This window comes from Vandammella animalimorsus, assembly GCF_002285265.1.
Classification (GTDB): Bacteria; Pseudomonadota; Gammaproteobacteria; order Burkholderiales; family Burkholderiaceae_C; genus Lampropedia.
The window spans coordinates 64355-82186 of sequence record NZ_NSJB01000007.1 but is presented as its reverse complement, the minus strand read 5'-3'; the positions used below and the strand labels follow the sequence as shown (position 1 = coordinate 82186).

General features: G+C 69.3%; 18 protein-coding genes. 11 read left to right on the top strand and 7 right to left on the bottom strand.

Annotation, left to right across the window (positions count from 1 at the left end):
* Nucleotides 1-2: 2 nt before the first annotated feature.
* Complete coding sequence (locus tag CK625_RS09760; protein ID WP_095540130.1) at nucleotides 3-251, bottom strand: hypothetical protein; 249 nt, start codon at nucleotides 249-251, stop codon at nucleotides 3-5.
* A gap of 48 nt (nucleotides 252-299) precedes the next feature.
* Nucleotides 300-1112: a cytochrome C assembly family protein gene (locus CK625_RS09755; RefSeq protein ID WP_095540129.1), complete on the bottom strand. Its 813-nt coding sequence runs from the start codon at nucleotides 1110-1112 to the stop codon at nucleotides 300-302.
* A 155-nt stretch (nucleotides 1113-1267) separates the two neighbouring features.
* Here CK625_RS09755 and ffh point away from each other — a divergent pair, with 155 nt between their 5' ends.
* Both ffh and galU read left to right on the top strand, forming a co-directional pair.
* The gene (gene ffh, locus CK625_RS09750) at nucleotides 1268-2650 is read left to right on the top strand and encodes a signal recognition particle protein (RefSeq protein WP_095540128.1); all 1383 of its coding nucleotides are present in this window, start codon (nucleotides 1268-1270) and stop codon (nucleotides 2648-2650) included.
* A 144-nt stretch (nucleotides 2651-2794) separates the two neighbouring features.
* Nucleotides 2795-3700, top strand: coding sequence for a UTP--glucose-1-phosphate uridylyltransferase GalU (galU, locus tag CK625_RS09745; protein ID WP_095540127.1), 906 nt, complete (start codon nucleotides 2795-2797; stop codon nucleotides 3698-3700).
* Between the two features lie 93 nt (nucleotides 3701-3793).
* On the opposite strand, the gene CK625_RS09740 is transcribed toward galU, so the two are convergent.
* Nucleotides 3794-4543, bottom strand: coding sequence for a DUF4198 domain-containing protein (locus tag CK625_RS09740; protein ID WP_095540126.1), 750 nt, complete (start codon nucleotides 4541-4543; stop codon nucleotides 3794-3796).
* Nucleotides 4544-4661: 118 nt separating this feature from the next.
* Here CK625_RS09740 and CK625_RS09735 point away from each other — a divergent pair, with 118 nt between their 5' ends.
* The 8 genes from CK625_RS09735 to CK625_RS09700 all read left to right on the top strand — a co-directional run bounded on the left by CK625_RS09735 (nucleotide 4662) and on the right by CK625_RS09700 (nucleotide 12043).
* A complete protein-coding gene (locus CK625_RS09735; RefSeq protein WP_095540125.1) occupies nucleotides 4662-5003 on the top strand; it encodes a hypothetical protein in 342 nt (113 codons plus the stop codon).
* Nucleotides 4990-5676: a DUF6162 family protein gene (locus tag CK625_RS09730; RefSeq protein WP_095540124.1), complete on the top strand. Its 687-nt coding sequence runs from the start codon at nucleotides 4990-4992 to the stop codon at nucleotides 5674-5676. Before CK625_RS09735 ends, CK625_RS09730 begins: the two co-directional genes overlap by 14 nt.
* Before the next feature lie 64 nt (nucleotides 5677-5740).
* Nucleotides 5741-6718: a metal ABC transporter solute-binding protein, Zn/Mn family gene (locus CK625_RS09725; protein WP_095540123.1), complete on the top strand. Its 978-nt coding sequence runs from the start codon at nucleotides 5741-5743 to the stop codon at nucleotides 6716-6718.
* An 8-nt stretch (nucleotides 6719-6726) separates the two neighbouring features.
* Nucleotides 6727-7590, top strand: a complete 864-nt coding sequence (locus CK625_RS09720; RefSeq protein ID WP_095540122.1) for a metal ABC transporter ATP-binding protein — start codon at nucleotides 6727-6729, stop codon at nucleotides 7588-7590.
* Nucleotides 7587-8489 carry a metal ABC transporter permease gene (locus CK625_RS09715; RefSeq protein ID WP_095540121.1) on the top strand — a complete coding sequence of 301 codons (903 nt, stop codon included), beginning with the start codon at nucleotides 7587-7589 and terminating at the stop codon, nucleotides 8487-8489. The genes CK625_RS09720 and CK625_RS09715 overlap by 4 nt, the downstream gene beginning before the upstream one ends.
* Before the next feature lie 61 nt (nucleotides 8490-8550).
* Nucleotides 8551-9567, top strand: a complete 1017-nt coding sequence (locus CK625_RS09710; protein ID WP_143326255.1) for a metal ABC transporter solute-binding protein, Zn/Mn family — start codon at nucleotides 8551-8553, stop codon at nucleotides 9565-9567.
* Between the two features lie 165 nt (nucleotides 9568-9732).
* Nucleotides 9733-11184 (top strand): FAD-binding oxidoreductase, encoded by a 1452-nt coding sequence (locus CK625_RS09705; protein WP_095540119.1) that lies wholly within the window; start codon nucleotides 9733-9735, stop codon nucleotides 11182-11184.
* 43 nt (nucleotides 11185-11227) lie between these two features.
* Nucleotides 11228-12043: a thymidylate synthase gene (locus CK625_RS09700; protein ID WP_095540118.1), complete on the top strand. Its 816-nt coding sequence runs from the start codon at nucleotides 11228-11230 to the stop codon at nucleotides 12041-12043.
* Between the two features lie 342 nt (nucleotides 12044-12385).
* Here CK625_RS09700 and holA read toward each other — a convergent pair whose 3' ends face one another.
* The gene (gene holA, locus CK625_RS09695) at nucleotides 12386-13465 is read right to left on the bottom strand and encodes a DNA polymerase III subunit delta (RefSeq protein ID WP_095540117.1); all 1080 of its coding nucleotides are present in this window, start codon (nucleotides 13463-13465) and stop codon (nucleotides 12386-12388) included.
* A 277-nt stretch (nucleotides 13466-13742) separates the two neighbouring features.
* Here holA and CK625_RS09690 point away from each other — a divergent pair, with 277 nt between their 5' ends.
* Nucleotides 13743-14849 carry an NAD(P)H-dependent flavin oxidoreductase gene (locus CK625_RS09690; RefSeq protein ID WP_095540116.1) on the top strand — a complete coding sequence of 369 codons (1107 nt, stop codon included), beginning with the start codon at nucleotides 13743-13745 and terminating at the stop codon, nucleotides 14847-14849.
* A gap of 53 nt (nucleotides 14850-14902) precedes the next feature.
* Here the strand turns inward: CK625_RS09690 and CK625_RS09685 are convergent, their stop codons facing one another.
* The 3 genes from CK625_RS09685 to CK625_RS09675 form a co-directional block, all read right to left on the bottom strand.
* Nucleotides 14903-15358 carry a DUF2214 family protein gene (locus CK625_RS09685; protein WP_095540115.1) on the bottom strand — a complete coding sequence of 152 codons (456 nt, stop codon included), beginning with the start codon at nucleotides 15356-15358 and terminating at the stop codon, nucleotides 14903-14905.
* A 78-nt stretch (nucleotides 15359-15436) separates the two neighbouring features.
* On the bottom strand, nucleotides 15437-16858 hold the full coding sequence (gene mpl / locus CK625_RS09680; protein ID WP_095540114.1) for a UDP-N-acetylmuramate:L-alanyl-gamma-D-glutamyl-meso-diaminopimelate ligase: 1422 nt from the start codon (nucleotides 16856-16858) through the stop codon (nucleotides 15437-15439).
* Nucleotides 16859-16866: 8 nt separating this feature from the next.
* Nucleotides 16867-17787: a carbohydrate kinase family protein gene (locus CK625_RS09675; protein ID WP_095540113.1), complete on the bottom strand. Its 921-nt coding sequence runs from the start codon at nucleotides 17785-17787 to the stop codon at nucleotides 16867-16869.
* Nucleotides 17788-17832: the final 45 nt, after the last annotated feature.

Genomic DNA, 17832 nt, shown 5'->3' with positions numbered 1-17832 from the left:
GCTCAGCCCCCCCGCTGCAACTGCCGCGCCAGATGGCGGTGCTCGCGGCACAAATAATGGCCCGGCCCGTCGGGCGTGGCCAGGCGCTGGTCTACCTGCGCGCCGCAGACCTGGCAGGGCACCATGGCGACGGGCTTGGGCGGCAAGCCAGGCCGGGCCTGAGCGCCTGCCATGCGGCTGCGCCGCAGCCGCGCCCAGGCCAGCACGGCCACCACCAGCACCAGGCTTGTGAGAAAGAGTTTTTGCAGCATGAGAAAAACCGTCCAGTGTTGCCCGTGGGCCGTGATGGCGCTCAGCGCTCAGCGCTGCAGCAGCACCTCCAGCACGAAGCGCGAGCCCACGTAGGCCAGCAGCAGCAGCAGCGCCCCGGCGTTGAGCAGGCGCACGGCCTTTTTGCCCCGCAGGCCCTGGCGCCAGCGCGCCCACAGCAGCGCGGCAAACGTCAGCCAGGCCAGCGCAGCGAAGACCTCCTTGTGGCGCCAGGCCCAGGCGCGGCCATGGACTTGCTCACCAAAGAAAAAGCCGGCCACGAAGGTGGCCGTCAGCAGGGCAAACCCCGCCTGGGCGAAGCGAAAGGTCAGGCGCTCCAGCGCCAGCAGCGGTAGCTCGGCGTCGTGCTGGCCGTCCAGGGCGCTGCGCGCGGTGCGCATGCGCTTTTCGGCGCGGCGCATCAGCCAGCCATGCGCCACGGCCGCGGCAAACAGGCCGTAGGAGGCAATGCCCAGCGCCAGGTGCACGGCCATCCAGGCGCCGGTCTGCTCATTGAGCGCCTGGCCGGGAAACAGCGCCCCCACCAGCACCGACAGCGCGCCCAGCACCATCAGCCAGCGCTGCGCCGGCAGGCGCGGCAGGACTTGGAATTCGACCGCATACACCGTCAGCACCAGCCAGCCTGTGACGGACAGCGCCGGGCCAAAGCCAAAATGCAGGCCGTGCTGCAAAAAGCCCAGCGCGATGACCAGCAAATGCAGCAGCCAGGCCGCCAGCAGGGCCAAGCGCGGCGGGTGGCCCTGGCCGCCGCGCAAGGCCAGCGCAGCCGTCAACAAATACGCCGTGGCCGCGGCAATGGCCAAGGCCATGGGAGGGCCTGCAGGTGCGCTGGGTACAATCATGCGCAAAGTGTACTGCGCTGCTTGCGCGGCCCGTGGCGATGCCATTCGGACATGGCATCGCCACGGGCGTTTTGGCCCTGCGGCATGCTGGCCGCCCAGCCCGCGCGCCGCCCCCGGCCGGCGCTGCCGGGCTTTTCCTTTGGAGAATCTCGACCATGGCATCTGCCCTGAGTGACAAGCTCTCGCGCCTCGTCAAGGAGATGCGCGGCCAGGCCCGCATCACCGAGGCCAATGTGCAGGACATGCTGCGCGAAGTGCGCATGGCGCTGCTGGAGGCGGACGTGGCCCTGCCCGTGGTGCGCGACTTCATCGCCCGCGTCAAGGAAAAGGCCCTGGGCCAGGAGGTCGTGGGCTCGCTCAAGCCCGGCCAGGCGCTGGTGGGCATCGTCAACCAGGAGCTGGCCGCCACCATGGGCGAGGGCCAGGCCGAGCTGCGCCTGAACGTGCAGCCGCCGGCGGTCATCCTGATGGCCGGCCTGCAAGGCGCGGGCAAGACCACCACCACGGCCAAGATCGCGCGGCTGCTGCGCGAGCGCATGAAGAAAAAGGTGCTGACCGTCTCGGGCGACGTGTACCGCCCGGCGGCCATCGAGCAGCTCAAGACCGTCACCGCCCAGGCCGGGGCCGAGTGGTTCCCCAGCTCGCCCGAGCAAAAGCCGCTGGACATCGCCTGCGCCGCGCTGGACTACGCCAAGAAGCATTACTTCGATGTGCTGATCGTCGATACCGCCGGGCGCCTGGCCATCGACGAGGTGCTGATGGAGGAAATCAAAGGCCTGCACGCGGCGCTGCAGCCGGCCGAGACGCTGTTCGTCGTCGATGCCATGCAGGGCCAGGACGCGGTGAACACCGCCAAGGCCTTCAGCGAGGCGCTGCCGCTGACGGGCATTGTGCTGACCAAGCTCGATGGCGACTCGCGCGGCGGCGCGGCGCTGTCGGTCAAGCACATCACCGGCGCGCCCATCAAGTTCGCCGGCGTGAGCGAGAAGATCGACGGCATCGAGCTGTTTGACGCCCAGCGCCACGCCGGGCGCATCCTGGGCATGGGCGACATCGTGGCTCTGGTCGAGCAGGTCTCGGCTGGCGTGGACATGCAGGCTGCGCAAAAGCTGGCCGAGAAGGTCAAGAGCGGCGACGGCTTTGACCTGAACGACTTTCTGATGCAGCTGCGGCAGATGAAGCAAATGGGCGGCCTGTCCTCGCTGATCGAAAAGCTGCCCGGCGAGCTGGCCGACAAGGCCGGGCAGGTGGACATGGCGCGCGTGGAAAAGGACGTGCGCCGCAAGGAAGGCATCATCTGCAGCATGACGCCGCAGGAGCGCCGCCGCCCCGAGCTCATCAAGGCCCAGCGCAAAAAGCGCATCGCCGCAGGCGCCGGCGTGCAGGTGCAGGAGGTCAACCGCCTGCTCAAGGAGTTCGAGCAGATGCAAGGTATGATGAAAAAAATGAAGGGCAGCGGCATGCTCAAGATGATGAAAAAGCTCGGCGGCGTCAAAGGCTTGCTGGGCGGTGCTGGCATGCCCAAGCTGCCGTTTTGAGCGTTTGAGCTCAAAGCCCCAGCCGAATCTCCGTGCACAAGCCCCTGCGGGGGCTTTGTCTTTGTTCTTTGTGTCTCTTCGTGCTTTTGCGGCGGCTGCGCGCTGCCGCTGGCCTGAGCAGCCTGCCCGTTTTCTGTGATTGCCATGAACCAGTTTGCACCCATCCGCAAGGCCGTCTTCCCCGTTGCCGGGCTGGGCACGCGCTTTCTGCCCGCCACCAAGGCCGCCCCGAAGGAAATGCTCAACGTGGTGGACAAGCCCATCATCCAGTATGCCGTCGAAGAGGCCTACGCCGCGGGCATCCGCCACATGGTGTTCGTCACCGGCCGCAGCAAGCGCGCCATCGAAGACCATTTCGACACCGCCTATGAGCTGGAAAGCGAGCTGGAGGCCGCTGGCAAGACCGCCTTGCTGGAGCTGGTGCGCAGCGTGCAGCCCAGCGACATGGTGTGCACCTACGTGCGCCAGCCCCGCGCGCTGGGCCTGGGCCATGCCGTGCTGTGCGCCGAGCCGCTGGTGGGCCAGGAGCCCTTTGCCGTGCTGCTGGCCGACGATTTGATGACCGGCAGCAACGGCGGGCCCAATGTGCTGACGCAAATGGTGCAGGCCTACCAGCGCAGCGGCGCCTCGATCCTGGCGGTGCAGCAGGTGCCAGAGGACCAGGTCTCGCGCTATGGCATCGTGGCCGGCACGGCGCTCGATGAGCAGACCACCCGCGTCGAGCGCATCGTCGAAAAACCCCAGCCCGAGCAGGCCCCCTCGCGCCTGGCCGTGGCCGGGCGCTACATCCTCTCGGGCGCGATCTTCGATGAAATCCGCCGGCTGCCCAAGGGCGTGGGCGGCGAGATTCAGCTCACCGACGCCATCGCGCAGCTGCTGCACAGCCAGCCCGTGCATGCGCTGGCCTACGACGGCAAGCGCTACGATTGCGGCAGCAAGGAGGGCTTTTTGCAGGCCACGGTGGAAATGGCCTTGCAGCACCCGCAGGTTGGCGCGTTCTTCCGCGATTACCTGCGCCAGCTGCCGCTGGCTGAACAGCCCGGGCGCTGAGCGCCCTCACCCAAACAAGAGGCCCGCCTGCAATGCTGCAGGCGGGCCTCTTGTTTGGGGCGGGCGTTTTGGGCGTTTTGCAGCCCGGCCCGATCAGTGGTCGTGATCGTGCTTGGACTCAAACGTCAGCGAGGACATCATGCTCACTGTATCGGCCTCGCTCTTGTTGGTGTGGGCGACGCTGTGCTCCACAGCCAGCACGTTGAAGCCCTCGCGCGCCACCTTCAGCTCGGCGCGGCCTTCGGCATCGGTGGTGACTTCGTCGGCATCGTGATCGAAGAAATCGGCGCTGACCTTGGCGCCCGCCAGCGGCTTGCCTTCATAGAGCACCTGCACGCTCAGCTTGTCGCCCTCCTCCAGCTTGGCGGGGTTGACGGCGGGCACGATCTCCAGCGCATAGCCCAGGGCTTTGGCGGGCTCGCGCGCGTTCTGGTAGCTGACCGAGTGCATCACCCCCAGCATGGCTTTTTCCACCTTGGCCGGATCGGCGGCGGCGCTGCGCGGCTGGTTGTGCCATTTGCCGTCCGCCCCCTTGTGCCAGAAGCCGCTGCGCAGCGTGTAACCCAGCACGCCGGGCTTGTCGGCCTCCAGCGTGGCATAGCGCTGCTCGTGCGGCACGACCTTGGCCTGCACGGCATTGCCGCCTTTGTGGGCGCGGGCGTCGATCACTTTGGCTGGATCGTAGGCATCGGTGTCCGATGGCGCATGGCCGTACATCACGGTGCTCTGCCCGTGGATATGGGCCAGCCAGGTGCCGTGCGCCTGTGCTGTGCCGGCAAGCAGGTTGGCCCCAGCCAGCGCCAGTGTGGCCAGGGGCAAACGATGCCAAGTGGTGCGAATCATGCTGAATCCTTTCTTTCAAAGTCGCAGATGAGAATTGATTTCATTCATAATGATGCCTGAAAAATTCCATCGGTTTGCGCTGGCGCGGGCCATTTGCTTTCTTCAAGGATTCCCCACCATGTTCACCACCGCTTTTCGCTCAGGCCCACTGCGTCCACTGGCCTGGGGCCTTTCGCTGGCCTTGCTGCTGGGCGCTGCATCGGCGCTGGCCCATGCACCGCGCCTGAAGTGCCAGCCCGATGGCAGCACGCACGTGCAGTGCGAGGGCGGCTTTTCCGACGGCAGCGATGCCAAGGGTGTGGAAATCTCCGTGCTTTCCTACGAGGACAAGCCGCTGTGGAAGGGCGCGCTGGATGTCCAATCGCGCGTGCGCTTTGAGCGCCCCAAGCAGGACTTCTATGTGCGCTTTGAAGGCGGTGAAGGCCATACGCTGGAAGTCGATCAGGATGACATCCGCTGAGGCCTGCGCGGTGCTGCCCGGCGGCTGCGTGCAGCAGGTGCCGCCAGCCAATGCGCGCCAGGAGGCGCGCTGGGTGCTGGCCACCGCCGCCTTGGTGGTGGCGTGCAGCGCCCTGGTGGTGCTGTGGCACCACCAGCACGGCCCCGGCCACACGGCCTTGCAGGCCCACCGGGTGGATCTGGCGCTGGATCTCTCCGCCGCCGAACAGGGCGCTTACACCGATTTGCAGGCCGTGCTGGATGAATGGCTGGCCGCAGGCGCTGCGCTGCCCCCGCCCGAGCCTGGGCATTGGGCCAGTGAGGGCTGGGCGCCCTTTGCCAATGATTTGGCGGCCCAGCAGCGCGGCCCGCGCCAGTGGGCGCTGCTGCACAGCCAAGGCCGCTATGCCTATCTGGGCATGCCTGTTACTGCCCACAACGCCAGTGCGGCCAGCCACGCGGCGGCGCGTGCCTGGCTTTGGCGCCTGCCCTCAGCCGGGGCCGAAGCTGACGCCAACGTGGTCGATGTGTGGCTGCACGCCCTGCCTGCCCATCCAGCGCCTGCTGCGCTCACCCCCGCCGGGCTGGACGATGCCAGCCTGATCGAGCAAGGCTGGCAACAGGTGGCCGCGCACCTGCACGCGCATTTGCATGGGCAGCCGCAATCGGCGCAGTCCAGCGCACGCGACCATTGAGTCGCCGCCCCAGAGGCAATCCAGCGTCGATCTTCCCTTTCCCCCCTCTTGTTCTGACACAGGCATGAACGCTTTGCCCCCCCACCTCCTTCCTCGTGCGCCACGGGCTGGTGCGCCTGCCATCACCCGCCGCCGTGCCGCCGCCAGCCTGGCCGCGCTGGCCGCCAGCGCCTGTCTGCCTGGCCGCGCCGCCCGTGCGGATCAGCCCATGCGCGTGGGCATCACGCTGCACCCGTATTTCAGCTTCGTCAGCCACATCGTGGGCGATCGCGCCCAGGTGCTGCCGCTGATCGACGCCGGCTTCAACCCGCATGCCTACGAGCCGCGCGCCGAGGACATCAAGCGCATTGGCCAGATGGACGTGGTGGTGCTCAACGCCATCGGCCACGACGACTTCGCCCAGCGCATGATCGCCGCCAGCGACAAGCCGCGCATTCCCACCATCAACGCCAATGCCGACGTGCCGCTGCTGTCCACCATGGCGCTGGGCACGCCGCAGGGCCGGGCGGTGAACCCGCACACCTTCATCTCCATCAGCGCGTCGATGATCCAGGTCAGCACCATCGCGCGCGAGCTGGGCAAGCTCGCGCCCGCGCACGCCGCCTTCTTTGCCGACAACGCCCGCGCCTACAACCGCCGCCTGCGCAAGCTGCGCGCCGATGCGCTGGCCAAGGTCACGCAGGCGCCCGATGCCAGCTTTCGCGTGGCCACCGTGCACGGCGCCTACGACTATCTGCTGCGCGAGTTCGGCCTGGAGGTCAGCGCCGTGGTCGAGCCCGCGCACGGCATGGAGCCCAGCGCCGCCCAGCTCAAGAGCATGGTCGAGCGCATGCGCGCGCAAAACATCCGCGTGCTGTTCGCCGAGCAGGACAACCCCGGCGGCTTCGTGCAGACCCTGGTGCGCGAGACCGGCGTGCGCGTCTACCCGCTCACGCACATCTCGCACGGCCCGTACACGGCCGGCAAGTTCGAGCAGGACATGGCCCACAACCTGAACACCGTGGTGCGCGCCATCCAGGAATCGCGGGGGCCGCGCGCATGAAAGCGCCGATGAAGGCGCCCACGGAGGCCCTGCTGGCCCCGCCCGCCGGCCCGGCCGTGCGGCTGCAAGGCGTGGGCCTGCAACTGGGCGCCACGCGCATCCTGCACGGCATCGACTGGCAGGTGCAGCCCGGCCAGGTGCATGCGCTGGTGGGCCCCAACGGCTGCGGCAAGAGCAGCCTCGTCAAGACCGTGCTGGGCCTGATGCCGCACGCGGGCAGCGTCACCCTGCACTGGCCCGGCGCCACGCCCGGCGTGCTGGCCTACGTGCCGCAGGCCATCGAGTGCGACCGCACCCTGCCCATGACGGTGCAGGACTTCATGGCCTGCATGCTGCAAACACGCCCGCTGTACTGGGGCATCCGCCGCAGCGTGCGCGAGCGCATCGCCGCCGCGCTGGCGCAGGTGGGCATGGCGCACAAGGCTGGCCGACGCATGGGCGATCTCTCCGGCGGCGAGCGCCAGCGCGTGCTGCTGGCGCAGAGCCTGGTGCCGCCGGCGCAACTGGTGCTGCTGGACGAGCCCATGGCCGCGCTCGACCAGGCCGGCATCGCCGTGTTCGAGCGCCTGCTGGCCGCCTGGCGGCAGGCGCGCGCCACCGTGCTGTGGGTGGAGCACGACCTGGGCGCCGTGCGCCGCCTGGCCGACCAGGTCACCGCGCTGCGCCAGGGCCGCCTGCTGTGGAGCCGCCCGCCCGCCGCGCTGCACGACGCCGAGGTGGTGCTGCAATTGTTCGCGCGCCGCGGCCCGGCCAGCGATCGGGCCGACACCGACACCGACACCGACACCGACACCGACACCGAAACGGTTGCGGCTGGGGGCAGCACAGCCCGCACCCCATCCCACACCCCCGCCGAGGAGCTGGCCGCATGATCACGCCCGACCTGCTCGACACCCTGCACCAGGCCCTGCAATCGGGCGTGGCCGCCGGCTGGCTGCCGGCCATGCTGCAATACGGCTTCGTCGTCAACGCGCTGCTGGCCGGCCTGCTGCTGGGGCCGCTGCTGGGCGGCCTGGGCACGCTGGTGGTCGTCAAGCGCTTTGCCTTCTTCTCCGAGGCCGTGGGCCACGCCGCGCTGACCGGCATCGCCATCGGCATCATGCTGGGCGAGCCGCCGGCCAACCCCTACGGCAGCCTGTTCGGCTTTTGCATCCTGTTCGGCCTGCTGCTGAACTACCTGCGCGGGCGCACCGGCCTCTCGCCCGACACGCTGATCGGCGTGTTCCTGGCCGTCTCGCTGGCGCTGGGCTCCAGCCTGCTGCTGCTGCTGGCCGCGCGCATCAACATCCACATCCTGGAGAACGTGCTGTTCGGCTCCGTGCTCACCGTCGATGGGCGCGATCTGAGCGTGCTGCTGGTCATCACCGCGCTCACCCTGGCCGCGCTGCACCGCAGCTACAACCAGGCCATGCTGGCGAGCTTTCACGCCCCGCTGGCGCAGGCGCGCAAGCTGCCCGTGCAGTGGCTGGACTACCTGTTCGTGATGCTGGTCACGCTGGTTACCGTGGCCGCCGTCAAGGTCATCGGCGCCATCCTCGTGGGCGCGCTGCTGGTCATCCCCGCCGCCGCCGCCCGGCTGCTGGCGCACTCCATGCGCAGCTTCTTCTGGCTGACCGTGGCCTTTGCCAGCGCCTGCACCCTGGTGGGCATCGCCGTGCCCGTGGCGCTGGACATCCCCGTGCCCTCCGGCGCCGCCATCATCCTCTGCGCCGGCGCGCTGTTCACCCTGGCCGTGCTGCTGCGCCTGCGCGTGGCGCAACCGGCGCTGTAGCGCGCCGCCCCACCCGCTGCCCTTCATGCCACGCCCACGCCGCCTGCCTGAAAGACCCGCCATGCCCCTGCCACGCCCCCGCTTGCTCGCCCTGACCACTCTGGCCGCCCTGGCCTCGGCCCTACTCGCAGCGCCTGCCCAGGCCGCCAACGCGGCAGCCAGTCCGGCAGCCAGCGCCCCCGCCAACGCATCCGCCGCAGCCCCAAGCGCCAGCCCCGCCGCAGCGCCTGCCGCCGCCCCGCTGCGCGTGCTGGCTGCCCACCCCGTCGTGCACGGCCTGGCCCAGCAACTGCTGCAAGGCAGCGGCATCGAGCTGCTGCGCATGGCCCCCGCGCGCCTGCCCGCCAACCGCCTGCCCGCCTACCTGGCCGGGCGCGGGCAGGACGAACTGCTGGCTGCCGCCGCGCAGGCGCAGGCCGCGCTCACGCTGCGCTCCATCTGGCCCGATGACCAGCTCTACCCGCTGGCGCGGCGCGCCAACATCCGCATCGTGGAAATCGACGTGGCCCACCCCATCGAAGGCGACCTGCCCGGCGTAACCCTGCCCGCCCGCCAGGGCGATCAGGGCGATGCCACTGGCCACACCGCCGCCAGCGTGCTGAACAACCCGCCCTGGCAAGACAGCGCCAACCTGGCCCGCATGGCCACGCTCATGGCCGATGCACTGGCGCGCCTGGCGCCCCAGGCCGCGCCGCGCCTGCAAGCCAACCTCGCCGCCATCCAGCAACGCCTGCAACAGGCCGAAGCCCAGGCCAGCCGCGCCCTGGCCCAGGCCAGCGATGTCTCCGTGCTGCTGCTATCGCCCCGCATGCAGGCCCTGGCCACCGCCTTGCAACTGGAGGCCGTGCCCTGGCAAGCCCCGGAAAAAGACGACGAACTGCCCAAAGCCTTGGCCCAAGCCCTGGCACGCGAGAAACCACGCGCCGTGCTGGCCCACGCCGCCCCTGACGAGGCCGTGGCCCAGGCCATTGCCGCCAGCGGCGCGCAGCTGGTGGTGCTCAGCGAAAGCGCCCCCGACCCCGTGGCCGCGCTGGCCGAGGCCATGCAGGCCGTGGCCCAGGCTTTGAGCGCGCCTTGAACGCACCCTGGCACCCTGAACCCCTGCCCAAATCCAGGGCGCGCAGCGCAGGTTTGAAGCGGCTGCAGCGCCAGCCACAGGCACGCACGGCAGCGCCGGCCAACATCGGCGCGCCGCACAAGGGGCGCGGATAATAGCGGGCTTTGTGTTTTGCCTTCTGATGCCATGACCACTACTGCCGACACCCTGCTTTCGCAACTTCAGGCCATCGTCGGGGCCGAGCACGCCCGGCAGGGCGGCGACCTCAGCGCCTGGGAGCAGGACTGGCGCCAACTGGCCAAGGGCCGCGCGCTGGCGGTGGTCTCGCCGGCCAATACCGAGCAAGTTGCCGCCATCGTGCAAGCCTGCGCGGCGGCCAAAAAGGCGGGCCTGGGCGTGTCCATCGTGCCCCAGGGCGGCAACACCGGGCTGGTGCTGGGCAGCACGCCCGACGACTCCGGCATGCAAGTGGTGCTCAGCCTGCGGCGCATGAACAGCGTGCGCGCCATCGACCGGCACAACCTCTCCATCACGGTGGACGCCGGCTGCATCCTGCAAAACGTGCAAGAGGCCGCCGCCGCCCAGGGCCTGCTGTTCCCCCTGAGCCTGGCGGCCGAAGGCAGCTGCGTCATCGGCGGCAACCTGGCGGCCAACGCCGGCGGCACGCAGGTGGTGCGCTACGGCAACACGCGCGAGCTGTGCCTGGGGCTGGAGGTGGTGACCGCCGATGGCCAGATTTGGCACGGCCTCTCGGGCCTGCGCAAGAACAACACCGGCTACGACCTGCGCCATTTGATGATCGGCAGCGAGGGCACGCTGGGCATCATCACCGCCGCCACCATGAAGCTCTACCCCCAGCCCGCCGCCGTGTGCTGTGCCTGGCTGGCCGTCGATTCGCTGCAAAGCGCCGTTGCCCTGCTGGCGCTGGCGCAGCAGCACCTGCACTCGGGCCTGACCGGCTTTGAAACCATGGAGAGCGACGCCCTGCGCCTGGTGGAAAAACACATGCCGCACATGCGCATGCCCATCGACGTGGCCGCAGGCCAGGCCTTCGTGCTGCTGGAATACTCCGACGACGAAAGCGAAGACCGCGCCCGCGCGCGCCTGGAGGGCCTGCTCGAAGCGGCCTTCGAAGCCGAGCTGCTGACCGACGGGGCCGTGGCGCAAAACCTGGATCAGGCCCAGCGCATGTGGGACATCCGCGAGCACATCACCCTGGCCCAGGCCGCCGAGGGCCTGCACCTCAAGCACGACATCTCCGTGCCCACCTCCAGCATCCCCGCCTTCGTGCAGCGCGCCAAAGAGGCTTTGCAGCAGGCGCTGCCCGGCGCGCGCGTCATCAACTTCGGCCACCTGGGCGACGGCAACCTGCACTTCAACGTGCAAGCGCCCGAAGGGGCCGATCCGCGCCAGTTTGTCGATACCTGCCAGCACCAGGCCGAAGCCGCCATTTACGACTGCGTGGCCGCGTTTGACGGCTCCTTCTCCGCCGAGCACGGCGTAGGCCGCCTCAAGCGCCACGACCTGGCGCGCTACAAAGACCCCGTGGCCCTGGGCATGATGCGCGCCATCAAAACCGCGCTGGATCCGCTCAACCTGCTCAACCCCCACGCCTTGCTGCCCGATGCGGCGGCCTGAGGCCAAGGCCCAGCCCAACCGCCTTGCACACAGCCCTCTTGCCATGCCAACGCCCCCGCCCTCCGACCAATACGAAACCCTGCTGCGCCATGTGTTCGAGCACGGCACGCCCAAGGCCGACCGCACCGACACGGGCACGCGCAGCGTGTTCGGCTACCAGATGCGCTTTGATCTGGCGCAGGGCTTTCCGCTGGTGACGACCAAGAAAGTCCACCTCAAATCCATCATCTACGAGCTGCTGTGGTTTCTGCGCGGCGATGGCAATGCGCGCTGGCTGCAAGAGCGCGGCGTGACGATTTGGGACGAATGGGCCGATCCGCAAACGGGCGATCTCGGCCCGGTCTATGGCGTGCAGTGGCGCAGCTGGCCCACGCCCGATGGCCGCCACATCGACCAGATCGCCCAGGTCATCGAGACGCTGAAACACAACCCCGATTCGCGCCGCATCATCGTCAGCGCCTGGAACGTGGCCGAGCTGGAGCGGATGGCGCTGATGCCCTGCCATGCCTTCTTCCAGTTCTATGTGGCCGACGGGCGCCTGTCCTGCCAGCTCTACCAGCGCAGCGCCGATTTGTTTCTGGGCGTGCCCTTCAACATCGCCAGCTATGCGCTGCTCACGCACATGGTGGCGCAGCAAACGGGCTTGCAGGCGGGCGATTTCATCTGGACGGGCGGCGACTGCCACATCTACGACAACCACACCGAGCAGGTGCAACTGCAGCTGAGCCGCACGCCCTACCCATATCCGCAACTGCACATCGCACGCCGGCCTGCGTCGATCTTCGATTACGCCTATGAGGATTTCGAAGTGCGCGGCTACCAGCACCACCCGGCCATCAAGGCCCCGGTGGCGGTGTGAGCAGGGCGGTGTGAGCAGAGCGCGCAAATCCGCTCTTGCTGAGAGCAGTTTCGATTCTTATGAAGACATTTCCTGCAAGCGCCGCTGGTTTTCGTCACACCCGCGAAGGCGGGTGTCCAGTTGCGACGCTGACAGGGGCGACGCTGACGGGGCGGCGCTGCCATTGGCCAATCCCCGCTCGTGCGCAAGGCTGGCGCTGGATGCCCGCCTTCGCGGGCATGACGAGAGTTGCTTGCGAGATGGCGATGCCAGTCGGCGGCCAGGCTTGGATGTGTCAACGTTCGAGAAGAATTCACGCTAAGCGCCGCGCGCAGAGATTTTGAACAGGCGCTGCGGGCTTGCTCAGCGCGCTGCGCTGGCGCTGTGCGCCAGGCGGCACATTTGCATGCCCAGGCGTTGCAGGGCGGCGGGCGCGTCTTGCGGCCAGGCCGGGTGCTTCAGGCCCTTGCAGATGCCATCGACCACGTGCGCCGATTGCAGCAGCCGCGCCAGCGCGGGCAGGCGCAGCCTGGGCAGCAGGCGTTCGAGCAGTTTTTCCTTCGGGCCCCAGGCGCGCGCCAGGCGCAGCGCTTGCGGCATGGGCGCGCCCTCGTCCAGCGCCTGGCGGGCGCGGTACAGGCTGAGGATGTCGCCGGCCAGCACGCTGTGCAGGCGCACGGCGGCTTCGCCCTCGGCCAGCAAGGCGGCCAGCACGCGCTGGCTGCGCAGGGCCTGGCCGGACAGAATCGCCTCGGACAAATCCTGCAGGCTGTAGCGCGCCACGTTGAGCACGCTGGCCTCGATCTGCTCGCGCGAGAGCACGCCCGGCGGGTAGAGCAGGCCCAGCTTTTGCACCTCCTGGTGCGCCGCCATCAGATTGCCCTCGACGCATTCGGTGAAGAAGGCCAGGGTTTGCAGCCCATCCTCGCCGCTGGCCACGCTCTGGCCCTGGGCCTTGAGGCGCTGCGCCAGCCAGGCGGGCATGTCGCGCCGCGCCACGGGGTCGATGCGCAGCACCACGCCCGCTTGCTCCATGGCGGCAAACCAGGGCGTTTGCTGCATGCTGCGATCGGCGCGCGGCAGCAGCACGATCAGCAAGGTGGCATCGGCGCTGGGGCCGCTGGCGGCGGCCTGCTCGGCCAACTGCTGCAGCACCTGCGCGCCTTCCTTGCCGGGCTTGCCGGTGGGCAGGCGGATTTCGACGATCTGCCGCTGGGCAAACAGGCTTTGGCTGGCGCTGGCGGCCAGCACCTGCGACCAGTCGAACTGGGTGGCCGAGCCGACGAAGGCGCTGCGCTCGGTAAAGCCCTGGGCGCGCGCCGCTGCGCGCAGCGCGTCCAGCGCCTCCTGTTCCAGCAGCGGCTCGTCACCGTGCAGAACGTACAGCGGCGCCAGCCGCTGCGTGAGGTGCTGGGGCAGTTGCGATAGGGTCAGGGCGGGCATAGGTCAGGCGTGGTCGGGCCGGGTGTGCAGGGCCGGGCAAAGGCAGGCGCACTATACCTGCGGCATGGGGGGCGGCTGTGCAAAGCATGTTTGCAGCGGGCGCGCATGGGGCGGCGTGGTTGCTGTGCCGGGCGCACGGATTTTGGGCCACTGGCCTGACAGCGCTTGGCTTTGCGCCATGGGGTTTGTCGTATAACCGCGCCTGTTTTGCGCCTTGCGGCAGGCCAGTCAAGCCCCACGGAGCAGGCATTTCACACATTTCAAGGAGCACATCGTCATGCAGGCTTCAGCACAGTTTCTCGCCCAACTGGGCATGGCCTGGCCCATCATCCAGGCGCCCATGGCCGGGGTGGCCACGCCGCAGCTGGCGGCGGCGGTGTCCAATGCCGGCGGGCTGGGCTCGCTGGGCCTGGGCGCCAGCACTGCGGCGCAGGCCCAGCAGATGATCGAGCACACGCGCGCCCTGACGGCGCGGCCTTTCAGCGTCAACGTGTTTTGCCACCGCCCGGCGCGGCGCGATGCGGCGCGCGAGGCGCGTTGGCTGGCCCATCTGGCACCGCTGTTCGCGCAGGCAGGCGCGGCCGCGCCGCAGGGCTTGAGCGAGATCTACCGCAGCTTTATGGAAGATCAGGACATGCTGCAAATGCTGCTGGTGCAGCGCCCGGCGGTGGTCAGCTTTCACTTTGGGCTGCCGCCGGATGCTTGCATCCAGGCCTTGCACCAGGCCGGCATCCGACTGCTGGCCACGGCCACCAGCGTGCAGGAGGCTCAGGCCATTGAGCAGGCCGGGCTCGATGGCATCGTCGCCCAGGGCATCGAGGCTGGCGGGCACCGGGGCGTGTTCGACCCGCAGGCGCCCGATGAGTGCCTGAGCACGGCCGTGCTGCTGCGGCAACTGGTGCGGCGCAGCCGGCTGCCGGTGGTGGCCGCCGGCGGCATCATGGATGCGGCCGGGGTACAGGCGGCGCTGGCGCTGGGCGCCGCCGCCGTGCAGCTGGGCACGGCCTTCATTCTGTGTCCGGAGTCGGCCGCGAATGCGCGTTACCGCGCCGATCTGCAATCGCCGCGCGCTGCGCAGACGCGGCTGACGGCGGTGCTCTCGGGCCGCCCGGCGCGCGGCATCGCCAGTGCCTTCATGGCCTATGGCCAGGCCCCCGATGCCCCGCTGCCGCCCGATTACCCGCTGGCCTACGATGCGACCAAGCAATTGCTCGCTGTCATGGCCCGCCTGCCCGAGCACTGGCAGGGCAGCTCGGCCGCGTTGCAAGAGGCGGCCCAGCAGGCCGCGCCCCACTGGGCCGGGCAGGGCGCGCCGCTGGCCCAGGCCCTGCCGGCGGCCGAGCTGGTGGCGCAATTGACGCAGGGCCTGCGCCCGCTGGCCTGAGGGCCGAGGGGGCCAGTCCTCTAAGCCCTTGCGCCGAGACTTTGAGCAGGCTCTTACAGCGTCAGCACGCCCCGCGCCAGCAGCACGGCCGCCAGCGGGATGGGGGCCATGAGATGGGCTTGCAGCATCAGCCAGCGGCGTGTGCGGCGCAGCTCTTCGGCACTGGGCAGGGCGCCTGTGTGCTGCAGGCTGGCGTGCCAGGCGGCGATGCGCCGGTGTGCCTGCCAGCCGCACCAGCCCATCAGCGCGAACAGGGCCAGCTTGGCGTGCAGCAGTGGCTGGCTCCAGAGCCAGGCGGCGTCCTTGATGCCCAGGTGGATGCGCGCCAGGCCAGTGAGCAACACGGCCAGGGTGCAGGCCAGCACCCAGCGATCGAGGATGCGCAGGCGCTGCAGGGCGGCGGCGTTGGCCCATTGCGGGCGGCACAGCACGGCCATGGCGGTGATGAAGGCGGTCAGGCCGAGGATGACCGAGAGGTGTGCGAAGGCCAGCAGGGATTCGAGCATCATGGCGGTGTGGGCAAAGGCATGGCGCGCTGCCGAGCGGCGGCGACTCGGTAGCGGGCGAGAGGGCCTGTGCAACGGCGCTCAGCCGGCGCTGCGCAGCGCCTGCAGCAGCAAATCGTGGATGCCGCCGAAGCTGCCGTTGCTCATGCAGACGATGTGGTCGCCCGGCTGTGCGGCGCTGGCGATGGCTTGCACCAGGGTCTGGAGCTGTTCGTGGGCCTGGGCCTTGGGGCCCAGCGGCGCGAGCGCGGCGGCCACGTCCCAGCCCAGTTGCGGGTTGTAGGCGAAGACCAGGTCGGCCACTTGCAGCGCTGCGGGCAGTTGCGCGGCCATGGTGCCCAGTTTCATGGTGTTGCTGCGCGGCTCGAACACGGCCAGCACGCGCTGGCCGGCGGGCAGGCTGCGGCGCAGGCCGTCGAGCGTGGTGGCGATGGCGGTGGGGTGGTGGGCGAAGTCGTCATAGACCTGCACGCCGCGCGCGCTGCCGCGCAGCTCCATGCGGCGGCGCACGCTTTCGAAGCGCGCCAGCGCGTGCGCGGCATCGGCCACGGGCACGCCCACGTGTTCGGCGGCGGCGATGGCCGCCAGGGCGTTGAGCTGGTTGTGGCGGCCGCTGAGCGCCCATTGCACCTGGCCGAGCGCCTGCCCATCGCGGCAGACGCTGAAGTGCTGGTCGCTGCCCTGGGCGGTGAGGCTGTGCTGCGCCAGCGCGGCCGGGGCGTGCGCGCCGGGCTGGCCGAAGCCGCGCAGCTCGCTCCACAGGCCTTGCTGCAGCACGCGGGCGAGGTTGGCGTCCTCGGCATTGCAGAGGATGCGGCCCTGGCCGGGCACGGTGCGGATCAGGTGGTGGAACTGGCGCTCGATGGCGGCCAGGTCGTCGAAGATGTCGGCGTGGTCGAACTCCAGGTTGCCCAGCACCAGGGTGCGCGGGCGGTAGTGCAGGAACTTGCTGCGCTTGTCGAAGAAGGCGGTGTCGTATTCGTCGGCCTCGATGACGAAGCAATTGCGCTGGCCGGGCGGCGCGGCGCGCCCAGGCCGGGCGGAGATGCCGAAGTTCTGCGCGATGCCGCCGATCAGAAAGCCCGGCTCCAGGCCGTTGGCCTGCAGGATCCAGGCGAGCATGGAGGCGGTGCTGGTCTTGCCGTGCGTGCCGGCCACGGCCAGCACGTGGCGCCCGGGCAGGATGTGCTCGGCCAGCCACTGCGGGCCGCTGGTGTAGGGCAGGCCCTGGTCGAGGATGGCTTCCATCAGCGGGTAGCGCGGCCTGCCATCGGCCAGGCGCGCGCGGCCGACGACGTTGCCGATGACGTAGCAATCGGGCGCCAGGGCGGTTTGTGCGGGGTCGTAGCCTTCGATGAGTTCAATGTCCAGCGCGCGCAGCTGCTCGCTCATCGGTGGGTAGACCTGGGCATCGCAGCCGGTGACGGTGTGGCCGCAGGCCTTGGCCAGCGCGGCCACGCCGGCCATGAAGGTGCCGCAGATGCCGAGGATGTGGATGTGCATGGTGCTGCTCAGGCGCCGGTGGCGAAGCTGTCGATGTCCAGGCCGTCGAGCTGGTAGTTCTGCGGCCCGCGCGTGGCGATCTTGCGCGCGGCCACTTCATTGCCCAGGCGGGCGCACTGCGTCAGCGACCAGCCGCGCTCCAGCCCGTACAGCAGCGCCGCGCGCCAGGCATCGCCGCAGCCGGTCGGGTCCAGCGGGTGCTGTACTTCCAGCGCGGGGATGCGGGTTTTCTCGCCCTGCACCCAGATGTCGCAGCCCTGCGCGCCCAGGGTGACGATCAGGCCTTGAACCTGGTGCGAGATGTCCTTGAACGACAGGCCGGTGCGCTCGACCAGCAACTGGCCTTCGTAGTCGTTGACGGTCACCCAGCTGGCCTGGCTGGCGAGCTGGCGCAGCTCGGCGCCGCTGAACATGGGCAGGCCCTGGCCGGGGTCGAACACCCAGGGCAGGCCCAGGGCGCTGAGCTGCTGGGCGTGGCTGAGCGTGGCCTCGCGCCCGTCGGGCGAGAGGATGGCCAGCTTGACCTGCTCGGGCAGTTGCCCGATCTCGTTCTTGTGGGCCTGGGCCATGGCGCCGGGGTGGAAGGCGGTGATCTGGTTGTTGTCCAGGTCGGTCATGATCATGGCCTGGGCGGTGTAGGTCTCGGGCAGTTGCATCAGGTAGCGGCAGTCGATGCCCAGCTCGCGCAGGCGCTGCAGGTAGTCGTTGCCGTCCTGGCCGATGGTGGCCATGGGCAGGGGCTGGCCGCCCAGCAGCTGCAGGCCATAGGCGATGTTGCCGGCGCAGCCGCCGTAGTCGCGGCGCAGGGTGTTGACCAGGAAGGACAGGTTCAGGATGTGCAGCTGATCGGGCATGATCTGCTGCGCGAAGCTGCCTTCGAAATTCATGATGGTGTCGAATGCCATCGAACCACATACCAGGATGGCCATCGTCGATTCCTTTCTAGCGAAGAGGTGGTGGGGTGGGCCGGCACG

Bases quoted from the DNA above. Each gene is read 5' to 3' on its own strand.
- CK625_RS09690 (WP_095540116.1), top strand. From the start codon at position 13,743: ATGCAGGCTTCAGCACAGTTTCTCGCCCAACTGGGCATGGCCTGGCCC.
- CK625_RS09755 (WP_095540129.1), bottom strand. From the start codon at position 1,112: ATGATTGTACCCAGCGCACCTGCAGGCCCTCCCATGGCCTTGGCCATT.
- CK625_RS09675 (WP_095540113.1), bottom strand. From the start codon at position 17,787: ATGGCCATCCTGGTATGTGGTTCGATGGCATTCGACACCATCATGAAT.
- CK625_RS09735 (WP_095540125.1), top strand. From the start codon at position 4,662: ATGTTCACCACCGCTTTTCGCTCAGGCCCACTGCGTCCACTGGCCTGG.
- galU (WP_095540127.1), top strand. From the start codon at position 2,795: ATGAACCAGTTTGCACCCATCCGCAAGGCCGTCTTCCCCGTTGCCGGG.
- holA (WP_095540117.1), bottom strand. From the start codon at position 13,465: ATGCCCGCCCTGACCCTATCGCAACTGCCCCAGCACCTCACGCAGCGG.
- CK625_RS09685 (WP_095540115.1), bottom strand. From the start codon at position 15,358: ATGATGCTCGAATCCCTGCTGGCCTTCGCACACCTCTCGGTCATCCTC.
- CK625_RS09710 (WP_143326255.1), top strand. From the start codon at position 8,551: ATGCCCCTGCCACGCCCCCGCTTGCTCGCCCTGACCACTCTGGCCGCC.
- CK625_RS09720 (WP_095540122.1), top strand. From the start codon at position 6,727: ATGAAGGCGCCCACGGAGGCCCTGCTGGCCCCGCCCGCCGGCCCGGCC.
- mpl (WP_095540114.1), bottom strand. From the start codon at position 16,858: ATGCACATCCACATCCTCGGCATCTGCGGCACCTTCATGGCCGGCGTG.
- CK625_RS09730 (WP_095540124.1), top strand. From the start codon at position 4,990: ATGACATCCGCTGAGGCCTGCGCGGTGCTGCCCGGCGGCTGCGTGCAG.
- CK625_RS09760 (WP_095540130.1), bottom strand. From the start codon at position 251: ATGCTGCAAAAACTCTTTCTCACAAGCCTGGTGCTGGTGGTGGCCGTG.
- CK625_RS09725 (WP_095540123.1), top strand. From the start codon at position 5,741: ATGAACGCTTTGCCCCCCCACCTCCTTCCTCGTGCGCCACGGGCTGGT.
- CK625_RS09700 (WP_095540118.1), top strand. From the start codon at position 11,228: ATGCCAACGCCCCCGCCCTCCGACCAATACGAAACCCTGCTGCGCCAT.
- ffh (WP_095540128.1), top strand. From the start codon at position 1,268: ATGGCATCTGCCCTGAGTGACAAGCTCTCGCGCCTCGTCAAGGAGATG.
- CK625_RS09740 (WP_095540126.1), bottom strand. From the start codon at position 4,543: ATGATTCGCACCACTTGGCATCGTTTGCCCCTGGCCACACTGGCGCTG.
- CK625_RS09715 (WP_095540121.1), top strand. From the start codon at position 7,587: ATGATCACGCCCGACCTGCTCGACACCCTGCACCAGGCCCTGCAATCG.
- CK625_RS09705 (WP_095540119.1), top strand. From the start codon at position 9,733: ATGACCACTACTGCCGACACCCTGCTTTCGCAACTTCAGGCCATCGTC.